Source organism: Prevotella melaninogenica (assembly GCF_003609775.1).
In the GTDB taxonomy this organism is placed as follows: domain Bacteria; phylum Bacteroidota; class Bacteroidia; order Bacteroidales; family Bacteroidaceae; genus Prevotella; species Prevotella melaninogenica_A.
In genome coordinates, this window is sequence record NZ_AP018050.1 from 873,311 (window position 1) to 890,365 (window position 17,055).

Here is a 17,055-nt window from a genome sequence, read left to right on the forward strand (position 1 = left end):
GGAATGTTTTTTGGTATGCGGTGTAAATATTTAGTCTTCTGTTGATAAGTTAATATTTTGTATGTGTATTTTATTGTGAATGTTTAAATTTATCGTCATGTAATAACAAAAATGTCAGTTTGTGTTTGTTTATCTTCTTTTTTTTATATTTTTGTAGCAAAATCTTTTATTTACTAACGCTTAAATAATAATTTATGGACAAGGGTAGAGCTATTTGTAAGGTATTGAAGGATGTCCGTCAGAAAATAGCAAATGAGAATGGAATAAGCTATCATCCTGAAGAGTGCCACCATAAGGGTGAATGTACAGGTACGTGCCCTGGTTGTGAGAAGGAAATCCGTTACCTTGAAGAACAACTGAAGAACAAGCAGCATAGTGGTTTTGGTTTGAAGGTGGCAGGTATCGCAGCTGGTGTCTGTGTAACTGTATTGCCAATGGCTGCTATGGTACAACCTGAGCGTAATACAAACCCTGACTTGACGGCTAAGACGATAAAGAATGATTCTATAAGAGCAGAAGACCTGACCAATGGTCACCCTGATGCTGTGCTTTTACGCGGTCAAGTATTCGATGCAAAGACAAAGGAGACTGTTATTGGAGCCGTTGTTGAGTCGAAGGACACAAAGAAAAGAACTGTCACCGCTATTGAGGGCGACTATGCTGTGAAAGTTCTGCCAACTGATACACTGGAGGTGATAGCTGTTGGTTATTATAAAATGAGTGTGACGGTTAAAGAACTCTTAGATAAAAAGAATAATGATATTTATATCACTGAGGACTCGGCGATGATGAATGAAATTATAGTCTTGGGTGGATGCGATAAAATGTTCGGGAAGCATAAGGCGAAGAAAGGACCTAAGTCGCATAAGGAAAAGAAGTGTAATAAGAAATAAAGTTATGACGAAAGGGAAGAGTACTTGTAAGCTACTAAAGGATGTTCGGCAGCAGATAGCGGATGCGAATGGTATCTCTTGAACATGAATACTAAAAATGTCAGTTTGTTTTTGTTTATCTTCTTTTTTTTGTATTTTTGTAGCTGAATCTTTTATTTACTCACACTTAAATAATAATTTATGGACAAGGGTAGAGCTATTTGTAAGGTATTGAAGGATGTCCGTCAGAAGATTGCAAATGAGAATGGAATAAGCTATCATCCTGAGGAGTGCCACCATAAGGGCGAATGTACAGGTACGTGTCCTGGTTGTGAGAAAGAAATCCGTTACCTTGAAGAACAACTAAAGAACAAGCAGCATAGTGGTTTTGGATTGAAGGTGGCTGGTATCGCAGCTGGCGTTTGTGTGAGCGTATTACCAATGATGGCTATGGTGCAGCCTGAGAGAAAGAGTAATCCTGATCAGAAGACTCCGGTTGTAAAGAAGGATAGTGTAAAAGTGGTAGACCTGACCAATGGTCACCCTGATGCTGTGCTTTTACGTGGACAGGTGCTTGATGCAAAGACAAAGGATACTATTATTGGAGCCGTTGTTATGTTGAAAGGGTCAATGTCACCAAATGGATTGGGGACGTGTACCAATCAGGATGGTTGGTATGCAGTGAAAGCTCTACCAACCGACACTTTAGAGGCAAACTTCGTAGGCTGTCATAAGTCTTTTTTGACGGTTAAAGAGCTGTTAGCGACAAAGGATAAGACGATTTATCTTGAGCAGGATACTACCAATTGGCATAAGATTATCACCGTTGGGGGCATAGAAGGAACATCAGGGAAGCATCATCCTAAGAAAGGAGCTAAGTCGCATAAGGAGAAAAATAAAAAGAAGTGTAAGTAAGGATTAGTATTATGGTAAAAGGGAAGAGTACTTGTAAGCTATTGAAGGATATTCGGCAGCAGATAGCGGATGCGAATGGTATCAGCTATCAGCCTAAGGAGTGTCATTACAAGGGAGATTGTGCAGGTACTTGTCCTGCTTGTGAGGAGGAGATACGTTATCTTGAACATGAGTTAAAGGCACGTAAGGGTAATGGCTTTGGTATGAAGGTAGCTGGTATCGCTGCAGGTATCTGCGCTACGGTAATGCCGATGACTGCTGCTGCGCAAGGCGTTAAGCCCGATAGTACGGCTAATCGTCCTGTGCGTACAGCCAAGAAAGGCGATGTAAAGGTAGTAGACCTTTCTGAAGGTTGTGCATCACCTGTGGTTGTACGTGGAATGGTCATTGGTAGTGATGATAAAGAACCTGTAATAGGTGCTTCTGTTTTTATAGACGGAACAAACAAAGGTGATGTAACAAATATTGATGGACAGTTTGCCTTGAAAGTACCACCAGACACTTCTTTGGTTATTTCATATATCGGATACAAGACAAAGAAGGTTCATGTAAGCTATCTTTTGCATTCTGATAATAATGTTATAGTGCTTGAGGATAGTAGAGAGCCAATGTTAGATGGCATTGTAGCAATAGCTACACTACCTACCTGTAAAGGTGAAAATAAACGTAATAAAGATAACGTGAGTGGTCGTAGAACTGATAAGCCTAAGTCGCATAAGGAGAAGAATAAAAAGAAGTGTAAGTAAGGATAAGGATTATGGTAAAAGGAAAGAGTACTTGTAAGCTATTAAAAGATATTCGGCAGCAGATAGCGGATGCCAATGGTATCAGCTATCAACCTAAGGAGTGTCATTACAAGGGGGATTGTGCAGGTACTTGCCCTGCTTGTGAGGAGGAGATACGTTATCTTGAACGTGAGTTAAAGGCGCGTAAGGGTAATGGCTTCGGTATGAAGGTGGCTGGTATTGCTGCTGGTATCTGCGCTACGGTAATGCCGATGACTGCTGCTGCACAAGGTGTTAAGTCTGATAGTACGGCTAATCGTCCTGTACATACAGCCAAGAAAGGCGATGTAAAGGTAGTAGACCTTTCTGATAGTTGTGCATCACCTGTGGTTGTACGTGGAATGGTCATTGGTAGTGATGATAAAGAACCATTGACAGGTGCTTCAGTTGTAATAGAGGGAACAAACAAGGGTGTGGCAACAAATATAGATGGACAGTTTGCTTTGAAGTTACCACCAGACACTTCGTTGGTTATTTCATTCATTGGTTACAAGCAGAAAACGGTTAGTGTAAGTTCTCTTTTGCATTCAGATAATAATGTTATTGTGCTGGAAGCCTATGATTTATCGGGCATAGCAGGAGAAGTTGTAATCGTTACGCCAAACTACGATGATGTGTATGGACATAGGACTTATAAGCCGAAGACGCATAAGGAGAAGAATAAAAAGAAGTGTAAGTAAATATAAATGTTATGACAAAAGGAAAAAGTACTTGTAAACTACTGAAAGGTATTCGGCAGCAGATAGCGGATGCGAACGGTATCTGTTATCAGCCTAAAGAGTGTCATTACGAAGGGGAGTGTGCGGGTACGTGCCCTGCTTGTGAGGCGGAGATACGTTATTTAGAGACGCAGTTAAGAGAACGGAAACGCAAGGGATGGGGCATGAAGGTAGCTGGATTGGCTGCTGGACTTTGTGTTGCAACTGTTCCGCTAACATCGTGTCAGAATACTCCAAAGGGCTGTAATGTTGAGAATAAAGCTCAAGATTCTATAGATATGCCAGTTAGGGGTGAACAAGTAGTTATACCCAAAGCACTCACAACAGATTTGAAGAATGCTATCGTTATTAGTGGGCAAGTGTTGGATGCTTCTACTGGTAAGGCTGCTTCAGAAGTTAATGTTATGATATTAGGAGGTAAGAAGAGACTGTCTTTGGGTGAAGATGGAAGTTTTGCTCTGCAGGTTAATCGCAATGACACCCTTGTGTTTTCATCTTATGGGTTTGAGGATAAGGTGATAGCAGTGAAGTCTATTCGTAATCCTAATAATATGGTTGTCCGTTTAGAACCTTCTCTTGACGTAGTAGGGGAGATAGATAGGGAGTATTTAGAGAAAGAATTAGCCGACAGCACTGCTCCTCAATCACATAAAGAGAAATGCAATCAGAAATAACAGCACCGTTAATTGCCATTAATCGGCACAGACTCACTACGGATGGCGAAGGCGTAACAACATTGGTTGCCTTTCATGGTTGTCCGCTACGTTGCGAGTACTGCTTAAACGCTCAGTGCTTGCAGGCTGATGGTGTATGGTGCAGGCTGACACCCGGAGAGTTGTATAGTGAGGTGGAGATAGACGACCTTTACTTTATGGCAACGGGTGGCGGTATTTGCTTTGGAGGGGGTGAACCCCTCCTACGTTCGGATTTCATCAAGGCCTTTGCCGAGATAATGAACCCCGAATGGAAGTTGACGATGGAGACATCGCTCAATGTACCGCTTGAGAATATCAAAGCTATTGCCTCGTTGGTGCAGATGTGGTATGTAGATATTAAAGACATGAACCCTGATATCTACAAAGCATATGGATGTAAAGAGAATAAGCAGGTAATCAGTAATCTTCAATGGTTAGCTGCGAATGGCCATGCTGACAAGGTTATTATACGCTTACCGTTGATACCCGAATATAACACAGATGAAGACCGCCAGCAGAGCCAGCAACAGTTGGAAGAGATGGGCTTTACAAACTTTGATAAGTTTAATTATATTGTGCGGTAGTAGTATTCATCTTATACAATATACATAGCTCATCTTTCGTTTTTTACTTGAAAAGCATTATCTTTGCAATTAATAAAAGAAAGAGAGTATGAAGAAACCACTTATCATTTTATCAATTATATTTCTGTTGTTGCCAATTACAGTAACAGCACAGAGCTTCGACGCCTTATGGCAACAAGTAAATCAAGCTGAGCAAAAGGACTTGCCAAAGACACAAATCAGCTTATTACAGAAGATTGAACAGAAAGCACAGAAAGAGAAAGCCTATGGGCAAATCTTGGCTGCCAGTCTGTTAGCATCAAGGTTACAGACAGAGATTGCACCCGACTCTACTGAAGTAGAGTTTAAGCGATTGAAGGCAAAGGCAAAGATGGTCGAAGGTAAGGATGAGGTCTTGTCGGCTGTCTACAACTGTATCTTGGGTGTGATAGGTCGGAATGATGATGAGGGAAATGCTGAGGGTTACTTTAAGAAGGCTCTGGCAAACCCTTCTCTGTTGGCAAGTCAGAAAGCAGCAGACTTTAAGCCTTTAATAGTGGTAGGTAAAAATGATAATATCTTCAAGGGTGACCTGCTGCATGTTATTGGTATGCAGGTGGGTAACTACGACAAACTACATAGCTATTATAAAAGCGTTGGAAACCATGAGGCAGCTTGCTACATGGCCTTGCTGGGAATAAAGAATGAAAAAGAAAGTATTCCAAAGCTTGACTCACTCATTTTAGAGTATAGCGACTTACCGATATGTGGGGAAGTTGCGTTGAAGCGTTATGCCTGTATGGGAGAAGATACTCCAGTTGAGGAGAAGATAGCTTATATTGATAAAGCCCTTGTTCGTTGGGCATCATGGAAGCGAATAGTAGCTTTACGTAATGCTCGTGAAGAACTGACAAGACCAATGTTTGACGTGAGTTTTGATAAGCGTAATGTTAGTTCATCGGAGAAGAATAACTGGGTGAGGCTTAATACGCGCAATGTGTCAGATGTAGTCGTAACGGTAACACGTACGAAGTTGTTGGGAAATCATTCTCTCAATCTTGGGGATGAAAAAGACATGGTTAAGGTGATGGCAAGTCTGTTGCCAGCAACGAAGCAGACGATAAAGCGCACCTACACAGGTCATAAGGATTATGAAGAGGTGAAAGACTCTTTCTTAATGCCTACATTACCTTTGGGCGTTTACCTTATTAAGATAGAAACGCCTAAAAAGAATATTGTACCAAAATATGCTTTCTATTATGTCAGTGACCTCTATGTCATGAGCGAACTGCAACCAAAGAAGAAAGCACGATATGTTGTTGTCAATGTTGTGGATGGTCAACCAGTAGCAAATGTAACGGTTCAGGCTACCTATCCAAATTATAATGATAAGCCTTCTATCGTTAAGAAACTCGTTACGAACAAGAATGGAGAAGTCATATTTGATTCGGAAAGAACTACCCCTGACATCTATGTCTTTACGAATAAGGATAAAGCCTTTGAAGAAACTCAACTGGAGGGGTCGTATGATTACGATAAGGAGAACTATGACAAGATGGTAACTCAGGTCTTCACGGATAGAGGCATCTATCGTCCTGGGCAGACGGTACATGCATCTGTCATTGCTTATCAGAACACCAAGCAAGATTATAAGACTAAGGCTGCAGACGGACAAACCTTCGATATGGTTTTGAAAGATGCCAATTATAAGGAGATAGGACGTAAGTCAGTAACCACCGACCGTTTCGGTACTGCTGCAGCAGACTTTAATCTTCCAACAAGTGGATTGACTGGTAGCTTTTCTATCTATGCTGATTTTGGAACAAAAGGATCTAAGCGTTTCCAAGTAGATGAGTACAAACGTCCAACGTTTGATGTAAACTTTGATGAGTATAAGGAGAAGTATGCTGTCGGTGATTCTATCAAGTTGATTGGTCGTGCCAAGAGTTTTGCTGGTGTACCTGTACAAGGTGCAAAGGTGCATTATGTCGTTACACGTAGTATAAGCTATTGGAGTCGCTTTTATGAAGGTAGTGGGGAAGTGAACGAGCAAGATGTTGTCACAGATGACAAAGGAGAGTTTGTTGTTACTGTACCTTTTGTTTTGTCTGATAAAGCCAAGAAGGAACTAAAGTCTGGTAAGGGTTATCGTTCACTTTTCTATAATTTTAGAGTTGAGGCTTCGGTGACCGATGCTGCAGGTGAGACACATGACGGTTTTGCATCATTACCATTAGGAACAAAGGAGGCAAGTCTTTTTTGCAATATTCTTGAGAAGAACCTGCGTGACATTCTTAAAACGATAAAGTTTGATTATCTGAATGCTGCAGGATCTCCTGTTGATGGAACTGTGAAGTATGTAATCGTACCACAGCAGAAGGATAAGGGTAAATATGTTTATAGCAATTACAAGAGCGTGAAGGCAAATGAGAATGTTGCTATAAAGGGCTTGTCTTCTGGCGCTTATCGTGTGCATGCTATTTGTGGAACAGATACTATTGATACAGACTTCATTGTTTTCTCAATGGACGACAAGCGTCCTGTTATAGAGACACATGATTGGTTCTATCTGAGTGGAATCCAATTCCCTCGCGATGGTAGTCCTATCTATATGCAGGTGGGTTCAAGTGATGAAAATCAGTATGTTGTTTATTCCATCTTTTCAGGTAATAAAGTGATTGAAACAGGTTCTTTCAATCAAAGCAATAGTATACAGACACGCAAGTTTGTTTATAAGGAAGAATATGGTGATGAGATACGTCTTAATTATGCTTGGGTAAAGAATGGCATAATGTATTCTCATTCAGAGAGGATTACACGTCCGTTACCAGATAAGAGTTTGATAGTAAAATGGAAGACTTTCCGTAATAAACTTATTCCAGGACAGCAGGAAGAATGGACGGTAACCATTAATCGTCCTGATGGCAAGGCTGTCAATGCTCTACTGATGGCAACACTTTATGACAAGAGTCTTGATCAGTTCTTGTCTAATTCATGGTACTTAGGCAATTTCTTCTTGCTTAACTATACATCTGTTAATTGGGAGAGTCCTTACTATTCAAGCTTTGGTCTTTCAGGAGAAGCTTATATCAAACTTTTTGATGTAGAGATGTTGTCTTTATCGAAATTTGATAGTCGTTTCTTAGAACAATATGATACTCCAGAAGCTTATTTTTATTCAGCAAGAGCAGACCGAATGGTAAGTATGACACGTACCGTTAAGACAATGGCTTTTGCAAAGGAGTCTTCTATGAATGAGGTCGTTACGGTTGGCTTTGGACCTACAAAGAAAACGGAAGCGAAATTTACTGCTCCTGTAGTAAAGAAAGATGAGGAGATAAAACAAGAGAAGGGCGAAACGAAGAATGTAAAGCCTTCTATGCGTGAGAATCTCAATGAGACAGCATTCTTTTATCCACAGTTGCAGACGGATGGAAAGGGTAATGTTAGTATTAAGTTTACGCTTCCAGAGAGCCTTACTACTTGGCGTTTCATGGGATTGGCACACGATGAGGATATGAACAATGGCTTCCTTTCTGATGATATCGTTGCTCAAAAGACTTTGATGGTGCAGCCTAATATGCCTCGCTTTGTCCGTATGGGTGATGAGGCAATGGTTTCTGCTCGTTTGTTCAATCAATCTGAGAAAGATATCAATGCAAAAGCAAAGGTTGAAATCCTTGATCCTGCAACTGAAAAGATGCTTTTCACAGACAGTAAAACTGTTGTTTTGAAGGCGCAGGGGAGTGGCTCTGCAACTTATAGCTTAGCTTCATTGCTGGCGAAGAATGCTAATAAACTTACAGCTGACCAGTCTTTACTCGTTGTTCGCTTCACGGTTGAGGGCGATGGCTTCTCTGATGGTGAGCAACATTACCTCTCAGTACTTCAGAATAAGGAGTATGTAACAAACACTTACCCATTCACACAGAATGATGCTGGGGTGAAGACGATTAATGTTGGTAAGCTCTTCCCAAAGAAGAGTACAGACCAAAAGCTGACCGTAGAGTACACTAATAACCCAAATTGGCTGATGATTCAGGCATTGCCTTATGTGGCAGATGCAAGTGAAAAGAATGCTATCAGTCTTGTTTCGGCTTATTATGCAAATAGTTTAGGTAAGCAGATCATGAGTACTTCCCCATCGATTAAGCAGACTATTGAGCAATGGAAGAAGGAAATAGGTAAGGAAACGTCTATGATGTCGGCTTTGGAGAAGAATCAAGAACTCAAAACCTTGACACTTGATGAGACTCCTTGGGTGATGGATGCTAAGAATGAAAGCGAACAAAAACAGCAACTTGTGCGCTTCTTCGATGAGAATCAGTTGCAGAACAAATTGACATCAACATTCTTAAGTCTAAAGAAACTGCAAAACTCTGACGGCTCGTTCGCTTGGTGGCTAGGAATGAAGGGGAGCCTTTATATGACTGTTGCGGTGACGAAGACACTTGCCCGTTTGCAGAACCTTACAAGTCCAAGCCCAGAGGTAACAAACATGATTAATGCTTCTTTCCGCTTTATGGATAAGAAGGTAGCTAAGTGTGTTGCTGAGATGAAGCGTGATGAGAAGAAGTATAATACAACATTGTTCCCTTCTGACGCACTCTGTGATTATCTTTACACCAATGCTTTGTTCTATCATGATCGAGCTACAAATGACATAAAGTATCTCATCGATCGCTTGGCTAAGAAACCTACGGATTTGACTATCTATGGTAAAGCGAATACAGCAGTAATCCTTCAGCAGTATGGTAAGGTTGAGAAGGCGCGTGAATACCTGCAGAGTATCAAGGAATATACGGTTTATACAGAGGAGAAGGGACGTTACTTCGATTCTAAAAACGCTTATTACAGCTGGCGTGATTATAAGATTCCAACAGAGGTGGCTGCTATTGAGGCGATAAAGACGATTACTCCTGCTGATAGTAAGACTCTTGTTGAAATGCAGCGTTGGCTCTTGCAGGAGAAGCGTACGCAGGCTTGGGATACACCATTGAACTCAGTGAATGCTATTTGGGCATTTATGAACAATGGCAATTGGTTGATGCAGAATGGAGAGCATGCTACGTTGATGCTTGATAACAAACCTTTGCAGACAACACAGCCTACGGCAGGTTTGGGTTATGTGAAGGCTACACAGACTGTTGATTTCCAATCGTCTGAAAGTCATGATTTGGTTATCAGCAAGACAAGCACTGGCACAAGTTGGGGTGCTGTCTATGCACAGTTCTTCCAGACGTCAACAGATATCTCCGATGCTTCATCTGGCTTGAAGATTAAGCGTGAGGTAATGGTTGATAGTGTACTGTTGAAGAGAGGTAAGAACCTTAAAGTTGGTGACAAGGTGCGTATCCGTTTGACGATCATTGCCGACCGTGATTACGACTTTGTGCAGGTTGTTGACAAGCGTGCAGCCTGCCTTGAACCTGTTAGTCAGTTGAGTGGTTATCGTTGGGGGTATTACATTGCTCCAAAGGATTACACGACTAATTACTACTTCGACCAGATGGCAAAGGGTAAGCATGTCGTTGAAACAGAATATTATATTGACCGAGCAGGTGTTTATCAGACAGGAACCTGCACTGCGCAATGTGCATACGCTCCTGAATATAGTGGACGTACAGGCGCAGAAGTTATTCAAGTTGACGAGTAGATAAGTTTACGAGTTGACAAGTTATTTAAGTTTACGAGTTAACAAGTTTACGAGTAGACAAGTTTACGAGTAGACAAGTGAACAAGTTATATGATAGAGTTGTGGAGTAGTGGCTGTTGTCTTAACTCCCATAACTTCGCAACTCCTTAACTTCTTAAAAAGAAATGCTTCAAATAGAAATTGATAACGGTAGTGGTTTTTGCTTCGGTGTGACCACTGCCATTAAGAAAGCCGAAGAAGAATTGGCAAAGGGTACAAAGCTCTATTGCTTAGGTGATATTGTACATAACAGTATGGAGGTAGAACGCCTCACAAAGAAAGGACTCATCACGATTAATCATGAGCAGATGCGCGAACTTCATAACGTGAAGGTCTTGCTGCGTGCACATGGTGAACCACCTGAGACTTACGAACTTGCAAGACGTAATAACATTGAGATTATCGATGCTACTTGCCCTGTGGTTCTTGCCCTTCAACGTCGTATTAAGACACAGTATGAGAAAGGTCGTCAACCTTCTTATATGATATCTTCAAAGGGCGGAGCTACTGTTGATGAACCTTCAAGCCTTAAGCCAGTAACGAATGAAGCGGTGGAAACCTCTACTTCTTCTGTTTCTCTTCCTCCTGCAGTAGGCGAGGGACAAGAGCTTAGTGCCTCCTCTTCCATTGTTATCTTTGGAAAGAATGGTCATGCCGAGGTGCTCGGACTTGTTGGTCAGACCCATAGTCAGGCGATTGTGATAGAGAAGTTTGAAGATGTCAAAGCGTTAGACTTTAATAATGACATCTATCTCTACTCACAGACGACAAAGAGTTTGGATGAGTTTCATAAGATTATAGAATACATTCAAAGTCATATCTCACCCAAAGCAAAGTTTCAAAGCTTTGATACCATCTGCCGACAGGTTGCTAATCGTATGCCAAACATTTCTACCTTTGCTGCTCGTCACGACTTGATTCTCTTTGTGGCAGGCCGTAAGAGTTCAAATGGTAAGGTCCTCTTTCACGAATGTTTGAGTGTGAACCCAAACTCCCATCAAGTTGAGAGTGCAGATGAAATCGACATGAGTTGGTTTGAAGGAGTTGAAACAGTAGGAATCTGTGGGGCTACGAGTACACCAAAATGGCTGATGGAAGAATGCCGTGATGAGATACTCAGACATACGAAATAATAGCTTTATAATCCTCAAACAAAGAGATTAAACGCGAAAAACTATCAAGTTGTGATAGTTTTTCGCGTTTTTTTTATACCTTTGCATCGTCAATCAAGATTTAATGTGACTTTTATTGCAACACTTGGGTTAGGTTTTATCTTGAAATGACAGAATGCAGGGTAATATTTGTTGGGCCTTCCAACAGTTTAATATGATGGAGTATGTCAGTTGTTGATGATAGGTTTTAGGGATTTGTTCGTGGACATAACATTACTCTAATCAACAAAAGAAGATGTCATGTTGTCCCATATTATTTAAGTGAAGTATTCATCGATAGTGTTGCATAGTAGACTTATGAAAGAACAAAAGAGTTTCCTTGTCCCTATGGCATTCTTAGGGCTTATGTTTTTTACTTGTGGATTTGCCTTGGGTATAAATTCATTGTTGGTTCCAGTATTGAAGGTGTCGTTAAGTGTTTCTTCAATGGAAGCATATATGCTCATTGGTGCAACATTCTTGCCTTTCCTCATCTTTGGCTATCCTGCGGGAATGTTAATTAGCAAGATAGGATATAAGCGTACGATGGCTATTGCGTTCGGAATGTTTGCTGTAGCTTTTGGAGTGTTTATCTTCTCGGCAGATGCAAAGAGTTTTCCTTTGTTTCTGGTAGCTTCCTTTTTCTGTGGAACGGCTAACACCTTCTTACAAGCAGCTATAAATCCTTATGTGACAATATTGGGACCAACGGAGAGTGCTGCAAAGCGTATCTCTATTATGGGTATGATCAACAAGTTAGCTTGGCCAGTGTCACCCCTCTTTATTGCTCTTTTCGCAGGTGCTTCAGGTAGTGTTGCTATAGATGATTTAGGTAAACCTTTTGCTGTGATTATTTGTCTGTTCGTTGCTTTAGGTGTAGTGGCTCTTTTGTCACCATTGCCAGAGGTGAAAGCAGCGGGTGAGGATAGCAGTGAGACTGATGAGGTTGACCAAGAAGTATCTGCTTATGCAAACAGTAAGAAGTCTGTTTTCCAGTTCCCACACTTGGTTCTGGGTGCTATTGCCATCTTCTTTTATGTTGGTGCAGAGACTATTGTGTTGGGAACGCTCATTGACTATGCGAATGAGTTAGGACTTGCTCATCCAGAAAACTATTCTTGGATAACTCCGATTAGTATTAGTATTGGATATATAGCAGGAATCATTCTGATTCCTAAGTATCTTTCTCAGACACGTGCTTTGCAGATTTGTTCATTTGTAGCCTTGTTGGGAACGACTCTTGTTGTTCTTCTTCCTGGAGTTTATAGTATATATAGTGTTGGTGTCATGGCTTTAGGATGTTCACTGATGTGGCCAGCGTTTTGGCCTTTGGCATTGATGGATTTGGGTAAGTTTACTAAGAAGGGTTCATCACTCTTGACGATGGGACTTATCGGTGGAGCAGCAATTACAGTACTGTTTGGTCTTTTAAAGGATGTTTCAGATGCTCGATATGCCTATGGTCTTTGCTTTGTATGCTTTGGCTATATCTTGTTCTATGCGTTCAAGGGCTATAAGTTACGTTAATAGTTTCTTATTAAAAGAAGTTATAAGGTTCTGTGTGTAATAACCTTTTAGTTAGGTTGAAAGCAGTATTCTTATTGCATAAACATTCCTAAGTTACAATAGTTTTATGGGGTTGCCTTTACGAAGGTAATCCCATTTTTTGTTTTTTATTTTCTTCTCTTGTTGTTTTTTGTGTGGGTATATTAAGGAAATGAAAGATGATTTTCACTTGCTACTTTAAACTGAATCTTCTTTTTATTTGGGAAATAACTTTACATGTTTTGCTCCTAAAACTGCTTTTCACAAGAATAAAATAAGAGTTTTTGGTAGTGTTTATAACTATCAGGTAAACAGTGTGTTATAAGACAGTGTGTGAAAAGGTGCTTAGTAAGGTTGCAAAAGGGCGTTAGTAAGACCTCAAAAGGGCATCTTTAAGAAGCCAAAAGGGCGTCTTTTCAAAGTGAAAAGAGTATCTGTTGAATTCTGGTTATGATTATATTATTACAAGTTAATTCATAATTCATAATTCATAATTATGATTACTACTATAACTTATCATTATTCGAACAGAACTCTCGTTAGTACGTCATAATTATGATAACTACTATGATTTATCATTATTCGAACGGAGTTCTCATTAATAAGTCATAATTATAATTACCAGAAAAGATGGAGTTTATGGCTGTGGGTAACTTGTTTACTCATAAATGCGTTTATGGGTAAACTTGACAGTTTGCCCTCTTATTTCTTTTTCTTTTTGAATAAACTGAACTTCTTATTAAGGAGTCCTGATGATTGTTTACCGCCAAACATACGATAGAGCTTCCAAGAGAGGATAAGTCCATCCAATACACTTGCACCAACATTGAAAGCACCTGAGAAGCGTTGGGTAGGAGAGTTTTTGTCTTTCGGCTTATGCATAAGCTCATTCCATAACCCTGCAATCTTATTGCTGTCCTTGGTCAAGTCGGTACGCAACTGGGCTTTGCGCAGGCGTATATCGTCCAACGACCTATATTCGGGTTTAAATTGAGTTGTCTGTTCTGTCATAAGCTTATTTTGACATTAAAAGACTTCCCAAGAATCTTACCAATGGGCGTTCAATAAGTCTGTGACGCAGTAAGATAAAGAAGATGAGTAGCAGCAAGTAACCACCACCAACAATGAGGAAAGCCCATATAAGTGAACCAACTAATGGCTGCAACGCATAGACTGCAGCAAAAGAAAGGTAAATGAGAGAAATGAAGAGGGTAGTGCAGAAAACTGTTGCCACGATAATCACGGTCAGTAGTCGCACGACCTTTTCAATTACATCGAGCTTCACGTACTCTGACTGAAGCCCGATATAATGTTTTAGCACCTCTACGAGTTGTGCTATTGTTTCTACGTTCTTATCGTTTGAGAACATCCTTTACAATTTAGATAACGTCTGAAGCTGCGTCCTTGATATCTTCAACGAAATCTTCAGCTTCCTTGCGGCTGAGCTTAATGTCGTGCTTCTTGCAGAAATCGTCAACAGCATCAGCAATCTTTGAACGTGTGTCTGTACCCTTCTCTGGAGCTAAAAGAAGTCCGAGAGCTGCGCCTGTGATGCTACCACAGAGGAATGCGCCAATGTAACCTAATGTCTTCATAATCTCTTTATTTTATTGTTAATGAATACTTGATTTCTTTTCAATGGCAAATATAGTCAAAGTTTCGCATATAAGCAACAGATAGGAAGTATTTTTGTGTTAAAAATCTTACAAATAGTTTATTTAACAAACTTTATTGGCGATATGTTCTTACTTCTCCTTCTTATTTTGTAACTTCGCAAGATAATTACATAGTAAATTAATAGTATAATCAATAAAAACTAAGCGATTATGAAGAAATTTATGGTTTTGGGCGCAGCTATGTGTGTGGCAATGGCTTTCACTGGCTGTAAGTCAAGCGAGAGTGCATACAAGAAGGCTTACGAGAAGGCTAAGTCTCAGGAGCAGAACTCTACAAATAATTATGACAACTCAACTCAGCAGGATGCTGTTGTAGCACCAGTTGAGACACAGCCAGTTACTCAGGCTCCAGTTGTTGATAATTACGACAATGAGCCAGTACGCCGCGAGACTGTTTCTGTTGTAAATGGTTCTGGTTTGAAGGCTTACAGCGTAGTTGTTGGTTCATTCGGTATTAAGTCTAATGCTGAGGGCTTGCAGCAGCGTTTGAAGAATGCTGGCTACGATGCTCAGGTTGCTTACAATGCTGGTAACAATATGTATCGCGTTGTTGCTTCTACATACGACAGCAAGGCTTCAGCTGTTCAGAGCCGTAATCAGCTCCGTGCTACATACGCTGATGCTTGGTTGCTCTCTCGATAAATGAGTAGAATTTTAGCGATAGATTACGGTAAAAAACGTACAGGTTTAGCAGTCACCGACCCATTGTGCATCATCGCCAATGGGTTGGCGACTGTTCCTACGTCTGAGCTTTTCGATTTTTTGACGCAATATGTCGCAAAAGAAGGGGTTAGTCAACTCGTCATTGGCAAGCCTATGCAGCCCAATGGTCAGCCAAGCGAGAACCTTGCTCGTGTGGAGCAATTTGTCAACCGTTGGCGCAAGGCACATCCTGAGTTACCTATTGATTATTACGACGAGCGGTTTACGTCGGTTATCGCCCATCAAGCAATGATTGCGGGGGGAGTGAAGAAGAAGACACGCCGCGAAGATAAAGGGCTTGTTGACGAGATTTCGGCAACAATTATCCTACAAGATTATATGAGGTCCAAGGGGCTTTGAGCCGTGTGTCGGTCAAGCTCGTTGGACTTGTAAGTTTAAAGAAAGAAAAGAATATGGTATTACCCATTTACACATACGGTCAGCCAGTATTGCGCAAGGTAGCCGAGGATATTCCTCTCGATTATCCTGACCTCCAAGAACTGATACAAAATATGTTTGAGACCAACACCGCCAGCGATGGCGTAGGTTTAGCAGCACCACAGATTGGTAAGTCTATCCGTGTCGTTGTTGTCGACTTAGATGTGCTCTCAGACACCTTCCCTGAGTATAAAGACTATCGTCATGCATTCATCAATGGTCACATCCTTGAGTATGATGACTCAGAGACGGAGACCTTAGAAGAGGGATGTCTCTCTCTGCCAGGTGTTCACGAGAGTGTGACACGTGCAAAGCGCATCTACGTTAAGTGGTATGACGAGAATCTCGTTGAGCATGAGGAGTGGATAGACGGCTATCTTGCTCGAGTTATCCAGCATGAGTTCGATCACCTTGAAGGTCGTGTCTTTACTGATCGTCTCTCGCCATTCCGCAAGCAGATGATTACCAGCAAGCTCAAAGCCCTTTTGCAGGGTAAGATTCGCTGCCACTATCGTGTGAAGGCTCCACGTAAGTAAGCCTATGTTGCGTGGTATCGTAGTATCCTTGCTATGCCTATTGGCATTGCCGTCAGCAGCCCAATACAACGTCAAGAAGATGATGGAGGAGGGGAGGCGGACGCTTGATCAGGGATACTACGTTACTTCCATGCAGATTTTCTCCCGTATCGTTGCCCTCAAACCAAATCTATACGAGGCTTGGTATTTGATGGCATTGTCAAAGTATCACCTTGAAGACTATAAGGGTGCTGGTGATGATTGTCGCCGTGCTTTGACTTTACAGCCCTATATTGCTGATATCTACGAACTTTATGGTATGACCAACATTCGTGTGGAGCGTTACGATAGCGCTATCGTTGCCTTTACCCGTGCGCTTGATATTACCCCCGACAATCGCAACTATTGGTTTAATCGTGCTTATTGTCTCTATCAAGTGGGCGATAGCAAGGCTGCCCTTCAGCAACTTGATTATATTCTCAAGCGATGGAAGGCCTTCGATGCAGCCTCCCAACTTCGTGCCGATATCGTAGCAGGTAGGAAGCCTAAGCAACAGCCCATGAAGCCTAACGCTTCGCAGTTTTACAAGCTACCGAGTCTTCGCATTGAAGGTGATGACAAGCGTCCGTTGAAGCTTTGAACTTTGAACTTTATGATTTGAGTTTAACCTTTGAGCAATATTGGTATTTATAATTATGGATTATGAATATTGAATTATATTTTGGTCAAAAGTTTACAGAATAAAATGCGGCACCCACTAAGGGGATGCCGCCTAAGAGTTTTT

General features: G+C 41.1%; 16 protein-coding genes. 13 read left to right on the plus strand and 3 right to left on the minus strand.

The window, feature by feature from the left end; all coding sequences use genetic code 11:
- Positions 1-194: 194 nt before the first annotated feature.
- The 9 genes from PMEL_RS10215 (at position 195) to PMEL_RS10260 (ending at position 12,922) form a co-directional block, all read left to right on the plus strand.
- Positions 195-893, plus strand: a complete 699-nt coding sequence (locus PMEL_RS10215; RefSeq protein ID WP_120175158.1) for a carboxypeptidase-like regulatory domain-containing protein — start codon at positions 195-197, stop codon at positions 891-893.
- Positions 894-1,073: 180 nt separating this feature from the next.
- Positions 1,074-1,787 (plus strand): carboxypeptidase-like regulatory domain-containing protein, encoded by a 714-nt coding sequence (locus tag PMEL_RS10225; protein ID WP_120175159.1) that lies wholly within the window; start codon positions 1,074-1,076, stop codon positions 1,785-1,787.
- 11 nt (positions 1,788-1,798) lie between these two features.
- Positions 1,799-2,533 (plus strand): carboxypeptidase-like regulatory domain-containing protein, encoded by a 735-nt coding sequence (locus tag PMEL_RS10230; RefSeq protein ID WP_120175160.1) that lies wholly within the window; start codon positions 1,799-1,801, stop codon positions 2,531-2,533.
- A gap of 11 nt (positions 2,534-2,544) precedes the next feature.
- On the plus strand, positions 2,545-3,252 hold the full coding sequence (locus PMEL_RS10235; RefSeq protein WP_120175161.1) for a carboxypeptidase-like regulatory domain-containing protein: 708 nt from the start codon (positions 2,545-2,547) through the stop codon (positions 3,250-3,252).
- Positions 3,253-3,263: 11 nt separating this feature from the next.
- Positions 3,264-3,965: a carboxypeptidase-like regulatory domain-containing protein gene (locus PMEL_RS10240; RefSeq protein WP_120175162.1), complete on the plus strand. Its 702-nt coding sequence runs from the start codon at positions 3,264-3,266 to the stop codon at positions 3,963-3,965.
- A complete protein-coding gene (locus PMEL_RS10245; protein ID WP_120175163.1) occupies positions 3,950-4,570 on the plus strand; it encodes a radical SAM protein in 621 nt (206 codons plus the stop codon). The genes PMEL_RS10240 and PMEL_RS10245 overlap by 16 nt, the downstream gene beginning before the upstream one ends.
- Before the next feature lie 88 nt (positions 4,571-4,658).
- The gene (locus tag PMEL_RS10250) at positions 4,659-10,205 is read left to right on the plus strand and encodes an alpha-2-macroglobulin family protein (RefSeq protein ID WP_120175164.1); all 5,547 of its coding nucleotides are present in this window, start codon (positions 4,659-4,661) and stop codon (positions 10,203-10,205) included.
- Positions 10,206-10,369: 164 nt separating this feature from the next.
- Positions 10,370-11,377: a 4-hydroxy-3-methylbut-2-enyl diphosphate reductase gene (locus tag PMEL_RS10255; RefSeq protein WP_120175165.1), complete on the plus strand. Its 1,008-nt coding sequence runs from the start codon at positions 10,370-10,372 to the stop codon at positions 11,375-11,377.
- Between the two features lie 336 nt (positions 11,378-11,713).
- On the plus strand, positions 11,714-12,922 hold the full coding sequence (locus tag PMEL_RS10260) for an MFS transporter (protein ID WP_120175166.1): 1,209 nt from the start codon (positions 11,714-11,716) through the stop codon (positions 12,920-12,922).
- Positions 12,923-13,642: 720 nt separating this feature from the next.
- Here the strand turns inward: PMEL_RS10260 and PMEL_RS10265 are convergent.
- From PMEL_RS10265 to PMEL_RS10275, 3 genes are read right to left on the minus strand one after another with little or no spacing between them, the layout of a single operon-like run.
- Positions 13,643-13,951, minus strand: a complete 309-nt coding sequence (locus PMEL_RS10265) for a hypothetical protein (RefSeq protein ID WP_120175167.1) — start codon at positions 13,949-13,951, stop codon at positions 13,643-13,645.
- 4 nt (positions 13,952-13,955) lie between these two features.
- Entirely contained in the window at positions 13,956-14,309 is a 354-nt protein-coding gene (locus tag PMEL_RS10270) for a phage holin family protein (protein ID WP_120175168.1), read from the minus strand.
- A gap of 10 nt (positions 14,310-14,319) precedes the next feature.
- Positions 14,320-14,535: a YtxH domain-containing protein gene (locus PMEL_RS10275; RefSeq protein ID WP_120175169.1), complete on the minus strand. Its 216-nt coding sequence runs from the start codon at positions 14,533-14,535 to the stop codon at positions 14,320-14,322.
- Positions 14,536-14,766: 231 nt separating this feature from the next.
- Between PMEL_RS10275 and PMEL_RS10280 the strand changes: the two genes are divergently transcribed.
- Genes PMEL_RS10280 through PMEL_RS10295 form a run of 4 tightly spaced genes read left to right on the plus strand, consistent with a single transcriptional unit; the run spans position 14,767 to position 16,911 of the window.
- A complete protein-coding gene (locus PMEL_RS10280) occupies positions 14,767-15,258 on the plus strand; it encodes an SPOR domain-containing protein (protein ID WP_120175170.1) in 492 nt (163 codons plus the stop codon).
- The gene (ruvX, locus tag PMEL_RS10285; RefSeq protein ID WP_120175171.1) at positions 15,259-15,678 is read left to right on the plus strand and encodes a Holliday junction resolvase RuvX; all 420 of its coding nucleotides are present in this window, start codon (positions 15,259-15,261) and stop codon (positions 15,676-15,678) included.
- A gap of 53 nt (positions 15,679-15,731) precedes the next feature.
- Positions 15,732-16,292: a peptide deformylase gene (gene def / locus PMEL_RS10290; RefSeq protein ID WP_120175544.1), complete on the plus strand. Its 561-nt coding sequence runs from the start codon at positions 15,732-15,734 to the stop codon at positions 16,290-16,292.
- A gap of 4 nt (positions 16,293-16,296) precedes the next feature.
- Positions 16,297-16,911 carry a tetratricopeptide repeat protein gene (locus PMEL_RS10295; protein ID WP_120175172.1) on the plus strand — a complete coding sequence of 205 codons (615 nt, stop codon included), beginning with the start codon at positions 16,297-16,299 and terminating at the stop codon, positions 16,909-16,911.
- The last annotated feature ends 144 nt before the right edge of the window (positions 16,912-17,055 follow it).

Coding starts and splice junctions, on each gene's coding strand:
- PMEL_RS10215 (WP_120175158.1), top strand. CDS start 195: ATGGACAAGGGTAGAGCTATTTGTAAGGTATTGAAGGATGTCCGTCAG.
- PMEL_RS10225 (WP_120175159.1), top strand. CDS start 1,074: ATGGACAAGGGTAGAGCTATTTGTAAGGTATTGAAGGATGTCCGTCAG.
- PMEL_RS10230 (WP_120175160.1), top strand. CDS start 1,799: ATGGTAAAAGGGAAGAGTACTTGTAAGCTATTGAAGGATATTCGGCAG.
- PMEL_RS10235 (WP_120175161.1), top strand. CDS start 2,545: ATGGTAAAAGGAAAGAGTACTTGTAAGCTATTAAAAGATATTCGGCAG.
- PMEL_RS10240 (WP_120175162.1), top strand. CDS start 3,264: ATGACAAAAGGAAAAAGTACTTGTAAACTACTGAAAGGTATTCGGCAG.
- PMEL_RS10245 (WP_120175163.1), top strand. CDS start 3,950: ATGCAATCAGAAATAACAGCACCGTTAATTGCCATTAATCGGCACAGA.
- PMEL_RS10250 (WP_120175164.1), top strand. CDS start 4,659: ATGAAGAAACCACTTATCATTTTATCAATTATATTTCTGTTGTTGCCA.
- PMEL_RS10255 (WP_120175165.1), top strand. CDS start 10,370: ATGCTTCAAATAGAAATTGATAACGGTAGTGGTTTTTGCTTCGGTGTG.
- PMEL_RS10260 (WP_120175166.1), top strand. CDS start 11,714: ATGAAAGAACAAAAGAGTTTCCTTGTCCCTATGGCATTCTTAGGGCTT.
- PMEL_RS10265 (WP_120175167.1), bottom strand. CDS start 13,951: ATGACAGAACAGACAACTCAATTTAAACCCGAATATAGGTCGTTGGAC.
- PMEL_RS10270 (WP_120175168.1), bottom strand. CDS start 14,309: ATGTTCTCAAACGATAAGAACGTAGAAACAATAGCACAACTCGTAGAG.
- PMEL_RS10275 (WP_120175169.1), bottom strand. CDS start 14,535: ATGAAGACATTAGGTTACATTGGCGCATTCCTCTGTGGTAGCATCACA.
- PMEL_RS10280 (WP_120175170.1), top strand. CDS start 14,767: ATGAAGAAATTTATGGTTTTGGGCGCAGCTATGTGTGTGGCAATGGCT.
- ruvX (WP_120175171.1), top strand. CDS start 15,259: ATGAGTAGAATTTTAGCGATAGATTACGGTAAAAAACGTACAGGTTTA.
- def (WP_120175544.1), top strand. CDS start 15,732: ATGGTATTACCCATTTACACATACGGTCAGCCAGTATTGCGCAAGGTA.
- PMEL_RS10295 (WP_120175172.1), top strand. CDS start 16,297: ATGTTGCGTGGTATCGTAGTATCCTTGCTATGCCTATTGGCATTGCCG.